17 protein-coding genes are annotated in these 17,784 nt (G+C 68.0%); 16 read left to right on the top strand and 1 reads right to left on the bottom strand.

Annotation, left to right across the window (positions count from 1 at the left end; translation table 11 throughout):
* The first annotated feature begins 254 nt into the window (after window positions 1-254).
* Genes Q0996_RS11015 through Q0996_RS11035 form a run of 5 tightly spaced genes read left to right on the top strand, consistent with a single transcriptional unit; the run spans window position 255 to window position 5,779 of the window.
* The gene (locus Q0996_RS11015; protein WP_322096687.1) at window positions 255-1,151 is read left to right on the top strand and encodes an ABC transporter permease; all 897 of its coding nucleotides are present in this window, start codon (window positions 255-257) and stop codon (window positions 1,149-1,151) included.
* Window positions 1,152-1,159: 8 nt separating this feature from the next.
* Entirely contained in the window at window positions 1,160-1,951 is a 792-nt protein-coding gene (locus tag Q0996_RS11020) for an ABC transporter permease (RefSeq protein WP_299619036.1), read from the top strand.
* On the top strand, window positions 1,951-3,003 hold the full coding sequence (locus Q0996_RS11025; protein WP_299619040.1) for an ABC transporter ATP-binding protein: 1,053 nt from the start codon (window positions 1,951-1,953) through the stop codon (window positions 3,001-3,003). Before Q0996_RS11020 ends, Q0996_RS11025 begins: the two co-directional genes overlap by 1 nt.
* Window positions 3,000-3,608: a cysteine hydrolase family protein gene (locus Q0996_RS11030; RefSeq protein WP_299619043.1), complete on the top strand. Its 609-nt coding sequence runs from the start codon at window positions 3,000-3,002 to the stop codon at window positions 3,606-3,608. Before Q0996_RS11025 ends, Q0996_RS11030 begins: the two co-directional genes overlap by 4 nt.
* Complete coding sequence (locus Q0996_RS11035; RefSeq protein ID WP_299619046.1) at window positions 3,605-5,779, top strand: amylo-alpha-1,6-glucosidase; 2,175 nt, start codon at window positions 3,605-3,607, stop codon at window positions 5,777-5,779. The genes Q0996_RS11030 and Q0996_RS11035 overlap by 4 nt, the downstream gene beginning before the upstream one ends.
* A gap of 12 nt (window positions 5,780-5,791) precedes the next feature.
* On the opposite strand, the gene Q0996_RS11040 is transcribed toward Q0996_RS11035, so the two are convergent.
* Window positions 5,792-6,790: a LacI family DNA-binding transcriptional regulator gene (locus Q0996_RS11040; RefSeq protein ID WP_299619048.1), complete on the bottom strand. Its 999-nt coding sequence runs from the start codon at window positions 6,788-6,790 to the stop codon at window positions 5,792-5,794.
* Window positions 6,791-6,993: 203 nt separating this feature from the next.
* Between Q0996_RS11040 and Q0996_RS11045 the strand changes: the two genes are divergently transcribed.
* The 11 genes from Q0996_RS11045 (at window position 6,994) to Q0996_RS11095 (ending at window position 17,744) form a co-directional block, all read left to right on the top strand.
* Entirely contained in the window at window positions 6,994-7,710 is a 717-nt protein-coding gene (locus tag Q0996_RS11045; RefSeq protein ID WP_299619050.1) for an SDR family NAD(P)-dependent oxidoreductase, read from the top strand.
* Between the two features lie 52 nt (window positions 7,711-7,762).
* Window positions 7,763-8,395, top strand: a complete 633-nt coding sequence (locus Q0996_RS11050) for a TRAP transporter small permease (RefSeq protein WP_299619052.1) — start codon at window positions 7,763-7,765, stop codon at window positions 8,393-8,395.
* A 4-nt stretch (window positions 8,396-8,399) separates the two neighbouring features.
* Window positions 8,400-9,701, top strand: coding sequence for a TRAP transporter large permease (locus Q0996_RS11055; RefSeq protein ID WP_299619054.1), 1,302 nt, complete (start codon window positions 8,400-8,402; stop codon window positions 9,699-9,701).
* A 42-nt stretch (window positions 9,702-9,743) separates the two neighbouring features.
* Window positions 9,744-10,793, top strand: a complete 1,050-nt coding sequence (gene dctP, locus Q0996_RS11060; protein ID WP_299619056.1) for a TRAP transporter substrate-binding protein DctP — start codon at window positions 9,744-9,746, stop codon at window positions 10,791-10,793.
* 105 nt (window positions 10,794-10,898) lie between these two features.
* Window positions 10,899-11,819: an NAD(P)-dependent oxidoreductase gene (locus Q0996_RS11065; RefSeq protein ID WP_299619059.1), complete on the top strand. Its 921-nt coding sequence runs from the start codon at window positions 10,899-10,901 to the stop codon at window positions 11,817-11,819.
* The gene (locus tag Q0996_RS11070; RefSeq protein ID WP_299619062.1) at window positions 11,816-12,730 is read left to right on the top strand and encodes a PfkB family carbohydrate kinase; all 915 of its coding nucleotides are present in this window, start codon (window positions 11,816-11,818) and stop codon (window positions 12,728-12,730) included. Before Q0996_RS11065 ends, Q0996_RS11070 begins: the two co-directional genes overlap by 4 nt.
* Window positions 12,727-13,755 carry a tagatose 1,6-diphosphate aldolase gene (locus tag Q0996_RS11075; RefSeq protein ID WP_299619064.1) on the top strand — a complete coding sequence of 343 codons (1,029 nt, stop codon included), beginning with the start codon at window positions 12,727-12,729 and terminating at the stop codon, window positions 13,753-13,755. The genes Q0996_RS11070 and Q0996_RS11075 overlap by 4 nt, the downstream gene beginning before the upstream one ends.
* Complete coding sequence (locus tag Q0996_RS11080; RefSeq protein WP_299619067.1) at window positions 13,755-15,119, top strand: L-fucose/L-arabinose isomerase family protein; 1,365 nt, start codon at window positions 13,755-13,757, stop codon at window positions 15,117-15,119. Before Q0996_RS11075 ends, Q0996_RS11080 begins: the two co-directional genes overlap by 1 nt.
* Before the next feature lie 2 nt (window positions 15,120-15,121).
* The gene (locus Q0996_RS11085) at window positions 15,122-16,204 is read left to right on the top strand and encodes a Gfo/Idh/MocA family protein (RefSeq protein ID WP_299619069.1); all 1,083 of its coding nucleotides are present in this window, start codon (window positions 15,122-15,124) and stop codon (window positions 16,202-16,204) included.
* 93 nt (window positions 16,205-16,297) lie between these two features.
* Window positions 16,298-17,005 carry an ABC transporter permease gene (locus Q0996_RS11090; protein WP_299619072.1) on the top strand — a complete coding sequence of 236 codons (708 nt, stop codon included), beginning with the start codon at window positions 16,298-16,300 and terminating at the stop codon, window positions 17,003-17,005.
* Window positions 16,998-17,744, top strand: a complete 747-nt coding sequence (locus Q0996_RS11095; protein ID WP_299619076.1) for an ABC transporter ATP-binding protein — start codon at window positions 16,998-17,000, stop codon at window positions 17,742-17,744. Before Q0996_RS11090 ends, Q0996_RS11095 begins: the two co-directional genes overlap by 8 nt.
* The last annotated feature ends 40 nt before the right edge of the window (window positions 17,745-17,784 follow it).

Here is a 17,784-nt window from a genome sequence, read left to right on the forward strand (position 1 = left end):
TCGCCGTTGTGGTCCGAGCGGATTTGGCCCTCGGTTAGGAGCGACGAGGAAGGACATGCTCAAGCATATTCGACGAGGAGCGACGCGGCCGCGGGTCAAATGCGCCGGATCCCTTCGGGACGGGGCAGATATACGCCAGGGCCGCGTCGCGGACGCCTTGTGGGGGACCACCCCACGGCGCCGCCCGCTTCTAACCCTGGCGAATATCTGCTCCCGCCACGACGGCGAAATGAACCTCAACAGGCCCTAGGCCGGTGACGGTCAGGACAGCATCCGAGACCGCGGGGGAGGGGACGGCCGAGCGCCGCCCCCCGAACCGCGCCCTGCCGGCCATGCTAGGGCCCGCCTATCTCTGGCTGGCGGTGACGATTTTCCTGCCGCTCTCGGCCATGCTCTACTTCAGCCTGCTGACGGAAACCCCCTTCGGCGAGCGGGTCGCGGCTTTCACGGTTCAGCACTACCTCGACTTCTTCCAGAAGGACTTCTACCAGACCCTGATGTTGCGCTCCTTCCGCCTCGGTGCGGAGGTGACGCTCTACTGCCTGCTGCTCGGCTTTCCTTGCGCCTACGTGCTGGCCAAAACCATCAAGGGGCGCTGGCGGGAGGCGCTCTTCCTGCTGATCATTCTGCCGTTCTGGAGCAACGCGCTGGTGCGCGTCTTCTCCTGGACCATGGTGCTGCGCGGCAACGGCGTTCTGGAGACGGCGGTGAACTGGGTCTTCCCGGACTTCGGCTCCCTCGGCCTGATGTTCACCTATCCGGCCATCATCATCGGGCTGGTGCACTCCTATCTGCCCTACATGATCCTCACCACCTACATCTCCCTGCAGGCCATCGACGACAGCCTGATCGAGGCGGCGCGTTCGCTGGGGGCGGGGCGCCTCACCACCCTGCGGCGGGTGGTGATCCCGCTGGCGCTGCCGGGCATGGCGGCGGGCTCGATCCTGATCTTCGTGCCGGTGGTCGGCTCCTTCATGGAGCCGCGCATTCTGGGTGGCCGGCAGGGCACCTTTATCGGCACGGTGATCGAGGATCAGTTCACCGCCGTCTTCAACTGGCCCCTGGGGGCGGCGCTCTCCTTCATCATGCTGGGTTTCGTGCTGCTGATCTTCGCGCTCTCGGCGCCGGTCCTGCGGAGGGCGGGATCGTGAGCCGAACCATGAGCCGACGCCGCCTGCCGCTGACCTCCCTGGGCCGGGTCTACCTCGGGGCGGTGCTGCTGTTTCTCTACGTCCCGATCATTGTCATGGCGGTGATGTCCTTCAACGCCTCACAGCTCTACCGCCTGCCCATCGAGTGGAGCGGCGTGTGGTACGAGCGGCTGGCCGGCAACGCCAAGCTGATCGACGCCGGCCTCAACAGCCTCGGCGTGGCGCTGGTAACCACGGTGATCGCCAGCGCTCTCGGCACCCTGGCGGCCATCGCCTTCTTCCGCTACGACTTCCGCGGCAAGAAGCTGCTGCAGATCCTGCTGTTTCCGCCCATCGCCATTCCCTGGCTGATCATCGGCACTTCCATGCTGATCTTCTTCTTCTGGATCGGCATCGGCCGCGGCCTCCATGCCATGGTGCTGGGCCATGTCGCCCTGGCGCTGCCCTATGTGATCATCGTCGTCTCGGCGCGCCTAAAGGCCTTCGATCCGCATCTGGAGGAGGCCGCGCGGTCCCTGGGCGCCAGCCAGTGGCAGACGCTGCGCTATGTCACCCTGCCGTTCCTGGCGCCGGGGGTGATCGCCGCCGCGCTCTTCGCTTTTGCCGTCTCCTTCGACCAGTTCGTGATTTCTTACTTCCTCGCCGTGCCCGGCGTCTCGACCCTGCCGGTGGAGATCTACACGGCGATCCGCAAGGGCTTCACGCCGGAGATCAACGCCATCTCCACCATCATCATCTGTCTCTCCATGGCGGTGCTGCTGGGCGTCGCGCGCTTCTACAAGTTCGGGGGGGAACGCTGATGGCCGCCATCGCCGTCCGCGAGGTGAGCAAGCACTTCGGCAGCTTCACCGCCCTCGACCGGGTCTCCATCGACTTTCCCGACGGCGGCTTCTACGCCCTGCTGGGACCCTCCGGCAGCGGCAAGACCACCCTGCTGCGCATCATCGCCGGCTTCGAGTTTCCCGACAGCGGCCATGTCACCGTCGACCGGGAGCCGGTGGAGAGTGTGCCGGTGGAAAAGCGCGACGTCGGCATGATGTTCCAGAACTACGCGCTGTTTCCCAATATGACCGTCTTCGACAACGTGGCCTTCGGCCTGACGGTGCGCCACCTGGCCAGTGACGAGATCCGGCGCCGCGTGGGCGAGGTGCTGGAGCTGGTGCGGCTTACCGGGCTGGAGGGCCGCAAGCCCCATCAGCTCTCCGGCGGGCAGAAGCAGCGGGTCGCCCTGGCCCGCGCCATCGTCATCGAGCCCCGGGTGATGCTGCTGGACGAGCCGCTCAGCGCGCTGGACAAGGCCTTGCGTGTCGAGATGCAGGTGGAACTGCGCCGCATCCAGCGGGAGGTCGGCATCACCACAATCTTCGTCACCCACGATCAGGAAGAGGCACTGACCCTCAGCGACCGCATCGGCATGCTGCGCGACGGCGCCCTCGTACAAGAGGGCGCGCCCGGCGAGATCTACGAGCGGCCAAGCAGCGTCTTCGCCGCCACCTTCCTGGGTGATGCCAACATCTTTCAGGGCACGGCGGAGGCGGGAGGCTTGCGGCTTGCGGACGGGACTCTTCTGGCCGTCTCGGACAATGCCGGAGCCGCACAGTCCCAGCTCGCCGTGCGGCCGGAGAAGATGTGGCTGCAGCGCAGCGACGACACGCCCGCCGAAGGCACGAACGTCATCGAAGCGCAGGTCTCCCAGCACATCTTCGCCGGCAGCAGCGTCACCTACCTGCTGGACTGGCAGGACCAGACCCTGAAGGTCTTCGCCCAGAACCGGGGGGAGGGGGTGCTGCCGCTGGGTGAGCGCGTGCGGATCTGCTGGTCGCCGGCGCATTCCGTGCCGGTAGAGCCGTGAGCGTGCTGCCCTTCGGGCCGCTGGACGGCGAGGCCTGGCACCTCTGCATCGATATGCAGCGGCTGTTTCTGGAGCCCGGCGAATGGTTCTGCCCGGCGGGGCTGGAGATCCTGCCGGCCATCGTGCGCCTGACGGGCCATGCCCCTGACCGCAGCGCCTTCACCCGCTTCATCACGCCGATGACCGCCGAGGAGGCGCCGGGGCGCTGGCGGCACTACTACAAGCGCTGGTCCTCGGTGACCCGCGCGGAGATCGGGGACGCTGCGATGGACCTGCACGCCGATCTGCAATCCCTCGCGAAGCCGGGGCTGGTCTTCGACAAGGCGACCCACAACGGTTTCGACAGCGAAGCGCTCGCCGCCTTCCTTGAGGAGCAGGCGCCCAGCGCCCTGGTGCTCACCGGGATCGAGACCGATGTCTGCGTGCTGGCCACCGCCCTTTCGGCGGTCGACCGCGGCATCCGGGTGGTGATCGCGAGCGACGCCGTGGCCAGTTCCGACAGCGCCGCTCACCGCGCCTGCCTGGAGTTGGTCTACCCCCGCTTCGACCAGCAGATCGAACAGACGACCTGCGCGGCTCTGCTGGCTTCGGAGTGGCCGCGGTGAGTCCCGCCGGATGGTCCACCTGGAACCCCGAACGGCCGGCGGAACTCTGGAACCCAGAGACGGGATTTCGAGTGGTGCCGGCGCTCTATTCGGCCAAGGCAAACCACTTCCTGGCAACGCCCAGACAGGTCGGCCTCTTTCTTGGCGCCCGCGCCATCGATGGGCGCGCCATCCATTTCGACATCGATCATTACCAGACCCGCCTGCGTTGGCGCTTTCGGCTCGAGCCCGAGGGTCCGCTGATCGAGTGGGTGACGCAAAGCCACGGCGAATGGGGTCTGCGGTTCTGGGTGATCCTCTGTGTTTCCGGACCCGAGGGCTCCCGATTGACCTACGATCAGGCCAGCGGCGTTCTCCAAGGCTTCGATGGTGCGGGTGAACTGAAGCTCCATATCGCGGCCGCCAAGGACCCTTTGCTCGTCACTTTCCATGAGAGTTTAGACGCGCTCGCCAAGGAATTGGAAAACAAAGGATATTTTTATCTGGATTCCCGGGGAACCGAAGGGCGCTTCGCGGCCCTGCGCTTCAATCTCGAGGAAGCCCCGGCCCTGCGCGTCGCGGTCTCCTCGGGGACGGTCGCCCGGCCCGATCTGCCGGAGAGCGCCGATGAACTGGCGTTCCTGGAGCCGAAGGGCCCGCAGCAAGCCTGCCTGCAGGCGATCCACGACGTCATGGCCTGGAACCATGCCTTCGACAGCGTCAACCGGCGCCCCTATACGCTGCTGACCCGCAACTGGAACAGCCGCAAGTTCGGCGGCTTCGGCGTCTGGCTGAACGACGTGCTCTACAACGCGCTGCTGTGGAGCCTCTTCGATCCGGTGAAGGCGCGGCAGAACCTGGAGGCGGTCTTCGCCTGGCAGACGGAGGAGGGGAACTTCCCCTGCCTGGTCACCGGCAACGACGCCTGGATCGACCGCTCCCAGCCGCCCATCGCCGCCTTCGTGGTCTGGTCGCTCTACGCCCGCTCTGGCGACCGCGATCTTCTGGACTGGGCCTTCCCGAAGATCCTGCGGAACTACGACTGGTGGTGGCGCCGGCGGCATCTTGCGGAGAGCGGCCTGGTGGCCTACGGCACCAGCCCGGACGTCGGCACCGGGCTCTACAAGGGGACCAAGCTGGGGGCGAAGAACGAGTCCTCCATGGACAATTCGCCGCTCCACGATCCGGCGCCCTTCGACCCCGAGAGTGGCTTGCTGCTGTCGGCGGACGTGGGCCTGAACAGTCTTCTGGCCCTCGACGGGGAGATCCTGGCGCTCATAGCGCGGGCTTTGGGTCGCACTGACGAGGCCGCGCGTCTCGAAGCGCAGGTGGCCACCCACAAGGCGCGCATCGGCGAACAGCTTTGGGACGCCGAGCGCGGTGTCTTCGCCAACCGCCTGCTGGACGGCGTCTTCATCGACTCCCTCGCGCCCACCTCCTTCTTTCCGCTGGCCGCCGGCATCGCGACGCCGGAGCAGAGCGAGAGCATGATCAGCCGCTATCTGCTGGCGCCGGAGAAGTTCGGCGGGCCCATCGGCCTGCCCTCGGTGACCCGCGACGACCCGGCCTATCCGGACAACGTCTACTGGCGTGGCCGGGTTTGGCCGCCGCTGAACTTCTGGACCTACCTGGGCCTGCGCCGGGCCGGCCGCGACGACGAGGCTGCAAAGCTCGCGGTCATCAGCGCCGGTCTCTTCGCTCGGAGCTGGAAAGCCCGGCACTGCGGCGAGAACTTCAACGCCGAGAGCGGCGCCATCCTCGATCAGGCCGACAGCGATGCCTTCTACTCCTGGGGCGCCCTGCTGCCGGCGCTGGCGCTTTCCGAGGTGATCGACCTCTCGCCCTGGAGCGGCCTGTCACTGGCGCCTGCCCAGGTCGAAGGGGAGGTGGGGCCGCTGCACACGCCCCTCGGCGCCATGACCATCCTGCGAGATGGCGAGGCCTGGTCCCTGTTGCGGAACGGCGAAGCGTTCCTGGCCAGCGACCTTACCGGCCGGATAAGCCAGCTTTCATTGTCGGCCGACGGCTTTGCCGCGGTGCTGCCGGCGGGTGAGGGCGGGGCCTGGCTGCGTTTCGAAGGCCGAAGGATCGCCGGGGCGACTCTCGATGGCGTTCCGCTGTCTGTCACCGATGACCGGATCGATCTGCCGCCGCGTGCCGAGAAAGCCCGGCTCGAAGTCCACTTCGGTTAGCGGCTTATTGGATCAGCGCGTCGGCGCCGGCCCCGTCGACTCACGGACGATGAGGGAGGTTTCGATCTCCAGGGCGCGGGGGGTGTCCTTGCCGCTCAGCAGGGCCAGCAGCATGTCGGCGGCGCGGCACCACATCTCCTGGGTCGGCACCCGGATGGTGGTGAGCGAGGGCTTCAGGTGGCGTGACAGCACCAGATCGTCGAAGCCCACCACCGAGACTTCTTCGGGAATGCGGATGCCGCTGTGCTGGGCTTCCAGGATGGCGCCGAAGCCCTGGACGTCGTTGCCGCAGAGCACCGCCGTCGGCGGCTCGGCCCGGCGCATCAAGGTGCGGAAGGCCGCGCGGCTCTCGGCGATGTCGTAGCGGCATTCCAGCACCCGTTCGTCGGGCAGCTCCAGGCCGTTGGCTGCAAGCTCCGCGCGCACGCCGCGCAGCCGACCGATGGCGCGGTCGTTGTCGGTGGTGATTCCGGCGATCATGGCAAAGCGCTCGTGGCCGAGCTGCAGCAGGTAGCGCACCGCGGTCGCCGCGACGCCTGCGTTGTCGAAGCCGACGCAGGGGTAGGGGCGGTCCGGCGAGTAGACGCCGGTGTTCACGAAGGGCGTCGCATAGCGCTCCAGCACCGCCAGACAGTCCGGGCTATGGGTCTCCCCCATCATGATGACGCCCGCCGCGTGCTGCTCCAGAAAGCTGCGGCAGACCTGGTACTCCTCCTCGGGGTCGTAGTTGCTGGAGCCGATCAGCAGGTGGTAGCCGCGCTCGCTCAGATGGGTCTGCAGCGCTTCGACCCCGGCGGCGAAAATCGAGTTGTCGATGGAGGGGATGATGGCGCCGATGATGCGGCTGGAGCGGCTGGAGAGGGAGCGGGCGGCGCCGCTGGGGATGTAGCCCAGGGCGGCGATGGCCTCCTCCACCGCCTTGCGCGTCGCCGGCTTCACGTAGTCGGCCTTGTTGAGCACCCGCGAAACCGTGGCCGTGGAGACCTGCGCCGCCGCGGCCACGTCAGCCACGCTGGCGCGTCCGCCGGATGCCTGTAATCGCTTTCTCATATCCGCCGCATGAGCCCGTAAGGGCATCCAGTCATATGCACAAATCTAAGCATACTGCCGGATTTAGGGTTGCGGCAAGGCTCATGATATGTAATCGATTGCAGAACGAGTGGTTCAGGCACCAGACCAGCCGCGCCAAGGACCACTTTGGGGACGGCACGGACATGACCGAACAGCAGGGCACCATCGCGATTACCGGCGCCGCCGGCGGCATCGGCCGGGCCCTCTGCACGGTCCTGGCCGAGGTGGGCAGCCGGCTGCACCTGATCGACCGCGAGGACAGCGAGGTCCTGCAGTTCGCCCAACAGATCGGCGCCACGGCGAGCGTACAACCCGTGACCTGCGCTGAGACGGCCCGGGCGGCCCTGGCGCCGGTGGGCGGAGCGATCGGCGGCTTCGTGCATCTCGCCGGCTCCATGGAGGACGACCCGGATCTCGGCGACGATCCCGCGGTCTGGGAGCGCACCATGGCCAACAACCTGCGCAACGCTTACGACTTCGCCACCGCCATGAGCGAGCGGCTGCCGGAGGAGGGCATGGGTCGCCTGGTCTTCACCTCGTCCCTGGCCTTTCGCCGCGGCGCCGTCGACAGCGTCGCCTATTCCGCCGCCAAGGCCGGGCTGGTGGGGATCACCCGCTCCCTGGCGCGGCGCTTCCGCGAACGGGCCACGGTCAACGCCGTCGCGCCGGGGATCATCCTGACCCGCATGCCGGAGCGGGTGATCGAGCGCCGCCGCGATAGGCTGCTGCAGGAAATCCCGCTGGGCCGCTTCGGCGCGCCGCGCGAAGTCGCCACCGTGATTCGATTCTTGCTGAGCGAGGACGCCAGCTACATCACCGGCCAGTGCATCAACGTCGATGGTGGTCAGGTGATGACCTGATAGGCTGCTGGAGACGCGCCGGAGAAGCGCCGACCCGCAGGGGAGGAAGTGAATGATCGCAGTGCTGTCACATGGTGTGGTCTTTTTGCGCAGCGTCAATCGCGCGATCGAGAGCGTGCTGCGTCCGGTGATCACCGTCACCATGGTGGCCATGCTGGTGACCGTCGTCTGGACCGTCACCGCGCGGCTTTCGGGGATCAGCGCGCCCTGGACCGAAAAGGTGATGCTGATCCTGCTTCCCGCCCTGGCCTTCCTGGTGGCGCCCATCGCCTATCGGCGCGCCGGCAACGTCGCCCTGGAGATGCTGCACGACGCCCTGCCCGGCGTTCTGCAGCGCCTGCACTCTTTGCTGCTGCACCTCCTGATTCTCGCCCTGCTGCTGATCGCGCTGGATCTCACGCTGCGCAAGATCGGCCTGAAGTGGGATGCCATGACCGCGGTGCTGGACGGCATCTTCGGCCTCGATCTCAATTCCATCCGCCCCTTCAAGGCGAAGATCAAGATCCCGGTCCTGGGCATCGAGTGGCGCTACGTCTTCATGCTGCTGCCGGTCTGCGTCACCCTGATGGTCATTGCCAACATCGAGATGCTGCTGCGCTACCTCATCGGCCTTTTCGACGCGGATCACCCGCATTTCCGCGCGGTGCGGTCCTTCGAGGAAGTCGACGCCGAGACGGGGGACTAGACCGATGCAGACAGCCTTTCTCTGGCTCTTCCTCGCCTCGCTCGCCCTCTCGATCCCGGTGGTCTTCGGCCTCCTCGGCGCCTCCGGCATCGTCGTCGCCAACGACCTCGGCCGCGACTTCAACCCGCGCGACCTGAACTCGCTGCTCAGCCAGGTCTTCTCCGGCATGTCCTCTGTGCCGCTGATGGCGCTGCCGCTGTTCATCCTGGCCGGCGAGCTGATGAACGCCGGCGGCATCACCGAGCGCCTGGTGCGCTTCAGCCAGTCGCTGATCGGCCACTTCCGCGGCGGTCTCGCCCAGGTCAACATCCTGAGCTCGATCCTCTTCGCCGGGCTCTCCGGCTCCGCCGTCGCCGACACCTCGGCGCTGGGCTCCATGCTGATCCCGGCGATGGAGAAGCAGGGCTATACCCGGCGCTTCGCGGCGGCGGTCACGGCGGCCTCCAGCGTCATCGGTCCGATCATTCCGCCCTCGGGCATCATGATCATCTATGCCTTCATCATGGGGGTGAGCCCGGCGGCGCTCTTCGCTGGCGGCATCGTGCCGGGGCTGCTGATCGGCAGCGGCCTGATGTTCGTCACCTGGCGGCTCGCCATTAAGTACGACTTCCCGGTGGCCAGCCGGCGGGCCAGCGCCCGCGAGGTGGTGAGCGCGGGGCGGGAGACCTTCTGGCCGCTGTTGACCCCCATCATCCTGCTGGGCGGCATCCTCACCGGCTTCTTCACGCCCACCGAGGCCGCGGGCGTGGCCGCCTTCTACGCGCTCATCGTCTCGGTGATCGTGATCCGCGCCCTCAGCCTGCGCGACCTTCCGGCCACCTTCTACCGCGCCGCCGTCGCCTCGGGCATCATCCTGATGCTGATCGGCGCCTCCAAGTCCTTCTCCTGGGTGGCCGACCAGGTGGGCGCGGCGCAGATGCTGGCAGACTTCGTGCTGTCGCTGACCGACAACCGCTACCTGCTGCTGTTTCTGGTCAACCTGATGCTCTTCGTGGTCGGCATGTTCCTGGATGCCGGACCGGCGATCCTCATTCTGGGGCCGATCCTCTCCGAGGTCTTCGTCGAACACATCGGCCTCGATCCGGTCCACTTCGCCATCATCATGTGCGTCAACGTAACCGTCGGCCTGGCGACGCCGCCCATGGGCCTGGTGCTCTTTGTCGCCTCCTCGGTATCGCGCGAGCGGGTCGAGGTCATCGCCAAGGCGATGCTGCCGTTCCTCGCGGTGGAGGCCGGGGTGATCTTCCTGATCACCTTCTTCGAGGATCTGGTGCTTTTCCTGCCCCGCGCCATGGGGCTTCACTGATGCAGGGTTTAACCGAACGATAACGTGAACAAGGAGGAAAACATGACTTTCTGGAAAACGCTTGCCGCCGGCGCCGCCGCCGTGGGGCTGATCGCCGGGGCGGGTAGTGCCCTGGCCGCAGACACGACGTTGAAGATCGCATTCCTGGGCTCGGAGGACGACGAGGATTACGACGGCTCGCTGGTGCTGAAGAACTACGTGGAGGCGGCATCCAACGGCGCCCTGGCGGTGGAGATCTATCCCAACGGGCGCTTCTGCTCCAACGCCGACGAATGCTCCGAGGCGCTGCTCGACGGCCGCCTGGACATCTACATCACCACCAACGGCGGTCTCGCCGGCTGGTATCCCCCGGCGCAGTTCCTCGACCTGCCCTATCTCTTCCCCAGCGACCGGGTTGCCGAGTGCGTCTTCGACGGACCGCTCACCGCCAAGATCCGTCAAGCGGTTCTTGAGGACGTCGGGGCGGCGCGCCTGATGGCGGTCTCCAACACCGGCGGCTGGCGCAACATCGCCACCACCTCGAAGCAGGTGAAGAGCCCGGACGACGTGAAGGGCCTGAAGCTCAGGACCATCGGCGCCGACATTCAGATCGAGCTGGTCAAGGCCCTGGGCGGCTCGCCGACCCCCATCGCCTGGCCTGAGGTCTACACCTCCCTGGGCACCGGTGTGGTCGAGGGCACCAAGAACGGTATCACCGACATCGTCAACATGAAGTTCCAGGACCACCTCAAGTACATCTCCCTGGATGGCCATGCCTACATGGGCGCGCTGTGGTGGATGAACGAGGACATCTTCCAGAGCCTCAGCGCCGATCAGCAGCGCATCGTCTACGACGGCTTCCAGGAACTGAAGATGACCGCCCGCGTGCTGCCCAAGCGCAAGGCGGTCGATGCCTTCAAGGCCTTCACCGATGCCGGCGGCACGATCTATTCGCCGACTGCCGAGGAAAAGGCCGCCTTCCAGGCCGCCGCCAGGCCGGTCTGGGATTGGTACGAAGAGAACTTCGGGGCGGAGTGGATCGAGGCGGCGCAGAGTGCTGTTGCGGCCTGCGAAACCTCGCTTGAAGCCGAGTTCAAGGCGGCGGCCGAATAAAGCGTCCGCAGTGTCCCACGTCGGCGGCGGCCCGGGCAGCGGTGGCAACCCGGTCCGCCGCCGCACTTTGTATGTCTGTTTGCTTTTGTGTTTTCCGGAGACGGCATGGCACAGCCGACCGTTGTCATATCCGAGTTCATGAGCGAGGCGGCGGTCGCCCGCCTATCGCAAGCCCATGCGACCGCCTACGAGCCGGACCTGGTGGACCGGCCCGAGGCGCTGCAGGCGGCGGTGGCCGGCGCACGGGCGTTGATCGTGCGCAATCGCACCCAGGTGGGCGGCGCCCTGCTGACGGCGGCCCCGGCGCTGGAAGTGGTCGGCCGGCTCGGGGTCGGGCTCGACAACATCGACGTGGCGGACTGTGAGGCCCGCGGCATCGCGGTGCGCCCGGCCCGCGGCGCCAACGCCGATGCGGTGGCCGAGTACGTCATGGCCGCCGCCCTGCAACTCATCCGCGGCCGCGCGTTCTTCGCCACCGAGGCCGTGCGTGCGGGCGTGTGGCCGCGCGGCGATTGTCAGGGCCGGGAACTGGCCGGCCGTACCTTGGGACTCTTGGGCTACGGCGACATCGCCCGGCGCTGTGCGCGGCGCGCCGAAGCCATGGGCATGGCCATCGTCGCCCACGACCCCCTGGTGGAACGGGCGGAGGGCGCGCGCCTGCTGACCCTCGAGGAGTTGCTCGCCACAGCCGACGTCCTGAGCCTCCATGTGCCCCTGACGGAGTCCGCCCGGGGCCTGCTGAACGCCGCCCGCCTGGCCTGCATGAAACCGGACGCCATCCTGATCAACACCGCGCGCGGCGGCATCGTCGACGAGGCGGCCCTGGCGGAAGCCTTGAAGGGTGAAAAGCTGGGCGGCGCGGCTCTCGACGTCTTCGCGGTGGAGCCGTTGGACGGCGCGGCCGCCGAGGTCTTTCAGGGGGTGCCGAACCTGATCCTGACGCCGCATATCGCCGGGGTGACCGAAGAATCCAACGAGCGTGTCAGCGCCATGATCGCCGAGGCAGTCCTGGAGGTGCTGGGGTGACCGCGACGGTGGTCTGTGTCGGCATCGCCGTGCTGGATCTGATCTTCGAGGTGGACGCCATTCCGGCGGCGGCGAGCAAGTATCCCGCCCGCTCCTGCCGGGAGGTGGCCGGCGGCATCGCCGCCAACGCGGCCATGGCGGTGGCGCGCCTTGGCGGCCGGGCGCGGCTGGTCAGCCGCCTCGGCGACGACGGGGCCGGCCGCAGCCTGCGCGCCGCGCTGGAGGCGGCGGGGGTTGACGGCTCGGCGCTGGAAACGCGGGGACCGCGCAACGGCGCTGGTGGAGGCCATACCTCCACCTCGGCGGTGATGGTCGACCCGCGGGGCGAACGCATGCTGGTCAACCACAAGGACCCGGGTCTCTTCGACGGCCTGCCGAGCGAAGCGGCCTTCGAGGGCGCCGATGCGGTGATGTGCGACCTGCGCTGGCCGGCGGCGGCCCGGGCCGCGCTGGCGGCCGCCGCCGCGAGCGGGGTGCCGGGCGTCCTGGACTACGACATCTCGCCGGAAGACGGCGGCGCGCTGCTGCCCCTGGCCAGCCACGTGATCTTCGCTGAAGAGGCCCTGCGTGCGCTGCAGGGCGATGGGGATCTGCGGGCGGCGCTGGCGGCTGTGGCGCGGCGCCATCCCGAGGTCGCCTTCGCGGTCACCGCCGGGGCCGAGGGCGCCTTTTGGAACGCACGCGGCGAACGCGGCCATGTGCCCGCCGTGCCAGTGCGTGCCGTCGATACCCTGGGCGCCGGCGATGTGTTTCATGGTGTGGCGGCGCTCGGCCTCGCGGAAGGGCTTTCCTTTCCGGAGGCTCTGGCCTTTGCCGCTGCCGCCGCCGCATTCAAGGTGTCCCGGCCCAGCGGGCCGGGCGCCTTTCCCACACGAGAGGATGTGAAGACGTTGATGGAGTTGAGAGGATGACGCCTGGCAAGTTCTGGGGCCTGCGCCGCATGGCGGATGCGCAGGGGCGCTTCAAGATGCTGGCGGTGGACCAGCGCCCGCCGATCAAGACCAAGGTGGCCGAGGCGCGCGGCGAGGCGGAGCCGCTCTATGCCGATGTGCGCGCGGTCAAGCGGGCCCTGATGGAAGATCTGGCGCCCCAGGCGACCGCCGTGCTGGCCGATCCCACCTACGCGCTCTGCGATGCGCTGACGATCCTCTCCCCCGGCCACGGACTGGTGGTGACGTTGGAGGATTCCCGGTTCGGAGAGGGTGCCGACGGGCGTCTGTCCAAGGCCATCGACGACTGGTCGGTCTCCAAGATCAAGCGGATCGGCGGCGACGGCGTGAAGGTACTCACCTGGTACCACCCGGAACAGGATGGAGCCTCGCGTCAGGCGCAGCACGACTTCACCAAGCGCGTGGGTGAGGCCTGCGCCCGCCACGACATCTCCTTCGTCCTGGAGATGCTGCTCTATCCGCTGGCCGGCGATGCCGAGCAGACCAAGGACTATGTGGAGCAGAGCGGCAAGCGCGCCGACCATGTGCTGAAAACCGTGGAGGAATTTGCGGCGCCGGACTACGGCGTCGACCTCTTCAAGCTGGAGAGCCCGCTGCCGGCCAAGGAGGTGCCGCCGCCGGGCGACGGCGAGACCGCAACGCTCTTCGCCGAGATGGGCCGCCTCGCCGGCCGGCCCTGGGTGATGCTCTCGGCCGGGGCGACCCAGGAGGCCTTCCGCAACGTGCTGCACTATGCCTTCGGCGCCGGTGCCAGCGGCTATCTGGCCGGCCGCGCCATCTGGTGGCAGGCTTTCCAGCACTTCCCCGACATGGCGGCAATGCGCGCCGACCTGCGCGGCCCGGCAACGGCCTACATGGCGGAACTGAACGCATTGACCGACGAAAAGGCGCAGCCTTGGACCGCTTGGTTCACCGACCCGCGGCCGCTGGGATCGGACAGCGAGTGGATGCAGGGCGGCTATACGGACCTGGAGGGGAGGGCCTGATGCGCCTCGCGGTTTTCTGCCTGGCGCGGCCGACCTTCGATGTGGATCTGGCCGCCGAGACGGCTCAGGCCGCCGTCGCGTCCTTGCGTAAGGCCGGGGCCGAGGTCCTGGGCGATGCGACGCTGTTGTTGGATGCAGAGGCTGTGACGCAACGCCTTGAGGCGCTGAAGGATCAACCGCTCGACGGCGTCCTGATCGTGCAGGCCACCTTCTGCGATGCGGCCATGACCGCCACCATCGGCGGGACCCTGGCCGCACCCATCGCCATCTGGGCCTTTCCCGAACCGCGCGATGGCGGCCGCCTGCGGCTGAACTCCTTCTGCGGCCTCAGCTTGGCCTCCCATGCCCTGGGCAAGATCGGCCGGCGCTGCGGCTGGTTCCATGCGCCGGCAAATGAGGCCCTGGACCTCGGCGCCCTCTTCGGACAGGCGGGAACCGCACCGGCGACCCGCCCGGCAAAGTCCGGTGGAGAGGCGGTTCCCTTCGCCTCGCGCATCGGGCTGGTGGGCGAGCACCCCGCCGGCTTCGACACCTGCGGGTTCGATCAGAATGACCTGAAAGCGCGCTTCAATGTCGATGTCGAGCGCATTGACTTGAAAGACTTCTTCTCGGCGGCGGAGTCGGCTGAGACCGCGCGCATCGATCAGCTTCGTAACGATGCTGCCGGGCGTCTGGAAGGGCTGGGCGGCCTCGATGGCGATCAGGTGGACAAGTCCCTGCGCTGCTATGCGGCGCTGCGCGACATGGCCGACAGCCGCCGGCTCGACGGCTTTGCCGTGCGCTGCTGGCCGGAGACCTTCACCGAATACGGCTGCGCCGTCTGCGGGGCCATGGCGACCCTGAACGGCGAGCGCATTCCCGCCTCCTGCGAGGCTGACATGCTGGGCACCCTGGGCTCGCGCCTGCTGCAGGATCTCGCCGATGCCCCGGCCATGCTGACCGACATCGTCGACGTGGATGCCGGCGACGACACGGCGGTGCTCTGGCACTGCGGACTCGCACCGTTGGATTTCTGCGACCCGGACGTCGCGCCGCGGGCGACCATTCACACCAACCGCCGCATGCCGCTGTTGCACGAGTTCCCCATGAAGCCGGGGCGGGTGACCGTCGCCCGCATCAGCCAGGCACAGTCCGAGATGAAGATGGTGATCGGGCGCGGTGAGATCCTCAAACGGCCGATGTCCTTCACCGGCACTTCCGGCGTCATCCGTTTCGACTGCGGCGCGGCGGCGGCGCGGCGCGTCCTGATCGACGCGCAGCTCGAACATCACGTCTCCCTCGTCTACGGCGATGTGAAGGCGGGGCTGGAGGCGGCGGCCGCGGCGGCCGGTCTGCCGGTGCTGGACCTCGACGAGGCGCGCTGACCGTGGAGACCCTGCGCTACGGCCTCATCGGCGGCGGCATGATGGGGCGCGAGCACATCGCCAATCTGGCGCTGATCCCCGGATCGGTGGTCACGGCCATCGCCGAGCCCGACCCGGAACAGCAGCGGCTGAGCGCCGCGGCGGCCCCGGATGCCACTGTCCTGGCCGACGCCGAGGCCCTGATCGCCCGCGACGACGTCGATGCTATCGTCGTCGCCAGCCCCAACCACACCCACCTGGAGGTGCTGCAGCGGGTCTTCGCGGGGCCACCGCGCCCGCTGCTGGTGGAGAAGCCGGTGGTGATCTCGCCGCAGGAGGGCGCCCGGCTGACGGCGCTCGCCGAGGCCTGGCCGGCGCCCCTCTGGGTGGCCATGGAGTACCGCTACATGCCGCCGGTCGCCGCCCTGCTGGCGGAAGTCTGCGCCGGGACCGCGGGGCCGCTGAAGATGCTGACCATCCGCGAGCACCGCTATCCCTTCCTGGACAAGGTGGGCCAGTGGAACCGCTTCAATGCCACCTCCGGCGGCACCCTCGTCGAAAAGTGCTGCCACTTCTTCGATCTCATGAGCCTCATCCTGCAGGACGAACCGCAGCGGATCTTCGCCAGCGGCGGCGCCGACGTGAACCACCTGGAGGAGCGCTACGAGGGCCGCCGGCCCGACATCCTTGACAATGCCTATGTGGTGGTGGACTTCGCCGGTGGCGCCCGGGCGATGCTGGACCTCTGCATGTTCGCCGAGGGCGCAGAGTTCCAGGAAGAGATTACCGCCACCGGCGACCGCGGACGGGTTGCCTGCTACGTGCCGGGGCCCTTGCGCCTGCGCGGTGGGGAGGAGCGGGAGGCCTTTCTGGAAATCAGCCCCCGCAGCCCGGCGAACCCGCAGCGCAGGCCGGTGCCCATCGACGCGGCGGTGCTGCGGGCCGGCGATCACCACGGCTCCACCTATTTCCAGCACCTGAAGTTCCGCGAAGCGGCCCTGGGCCGCGGTCCGGTGGAGGTCAGCCTGGCCGACGGCCTGAAGGCCGTGGCCATGGGCGCTGCGGCCGAGCGCTCGGTGGCGGAGGGCCGGCCAGTCGAGCTTTAGCGCGCCAATCCTCCCGCCTTGTCGGTTCCGGAAGAATCAGCGTAGAATGCATAAAAATGCACAGTTACGCAGTCACCGGACACGAGGGTTTTCTTGCAGGACTTTGGGGCCGCGTTCGTCGAGGCATTCGCGCTGATCGTCAACTTTGACGCACAGCTAGCCGAAATCATTGGACTTTCTCTGCGCGTCACCCTGTCGGCCGTGGTGATCGCCTGCGTCATCGGCCTGCCGCTGGGGGCCCTCCTGGCCGTGACCCGCTTTCCGGGCCGCGGGCTCGTGGTGGCGGTGATCAGCGGCCTCATGGGTCTGCCGCCGGTGGTGGTGGGCCTTGGAGTCTATCTGCTTCTGTCCAGCGCCGGTCCCTTGGGTGTGCTGCAGCTTCTCTACACGCCAACGGCGATGATCATCGCCCAGGCGATTCTGGTGACGCCCATCGTCGCGGCGCTGACCCGCCAGGTCATTGACGACCTCCATATCGAATACGACGAACTGCTGCGCTCCCTCGGCAGCAGCCGCATGGAGACGGTCGCGACCCTGCTCTGGGATGCCCGCTACTCGCTGCTTACCGCGGCCCTCGCTGGGCTCGGCCGCGCCTTCGCCGAGGTGGGGGCGGTGATGATCGTCGGCGGCAACATCAACCACGTGACCCGGGTGATGACCACCGCCATCGCCCTGGAGACCTCGAAGGGCGCTTTGGCGCTAGCGCTGGGGCTCGGGATCATCCTGGTCTGCCTCTCCGTCCTGATCAACGCCGGGCTCATGGGGCTGCGTCGCACGGCGGAGCGCATGGCCTATGCCTGAGGTGCTGGCCATGGATTTCGCCGAAGAAATCGAGACGGAACCGGCCATCGTCCTCGAGGACCTGGTCTTCGCGCGGGGCGGCCGGCGTTTGGTCGATCGCCTTTCCATGACCCTCGGCCCGGCGGGCGTCACCGCGCTCATGGGTCCCAATGGGGCGGGCAAGAGTCTCACCCTGCGGCTCATCGCGGGACTGATCGAACCGGATCGGGGGCAGGTCCGCTTCGCCGGCGGGGACCCGGCGCCGCAGGAGATGGCGCTGGTGTTTCAGAAACCGGTTCTGCTGCGCCGCTCGGTGCGGGCCAATCTCGACCACGCGCTGAAGACTTACGGGGTGCCGCGGCGAGAGCGTGCCGGCCGTCTGGCTGAACTGCTGGCACTCGGCCAACTGGAGAGCCTGGCGGAGCGCCCTGCGCGGGTGCTCTCCGGCGGCGAGCAGCAGCGGGTCGCCATGGTCCGCGCCCTGGTGGCCGGACCGCGCTATCTGCTGCTGGACGAGCCGACGGTCAGCCTCGATCCCCAGGCGACCGCCGCCATCGAGGCCCTGGTGAGCCGCGCCGTCGCCGATGGCGCGCGGGTCATTCTGGTAACCCACGACCGCGGTCAGGCACAGCGTCTGGCCGACGACATCCGCTTCCTGCATAAGGGCCGCCTGGTGGAGGCCGCCTCGGCGGCCCGCTTCTTCCGCGCGCCTCAGTCCGCCGAAGCGCGGGCCTACCTGGCCGGCGAGCTCTTGCTCTGAGGCCGACACCAACCGAAGAAACAACGAGGAGGTGACAAGC

Origin of the sequence: Pelagibius sp., assembly GCF_028289705.1 — a bacterium.
Taxonomy (GTDB): domain Bacteria; phylum Pseudomonadota; class Alphaproteobacteria; order Kiloniellales; family Kiloniellaceae; genus Pelagibius.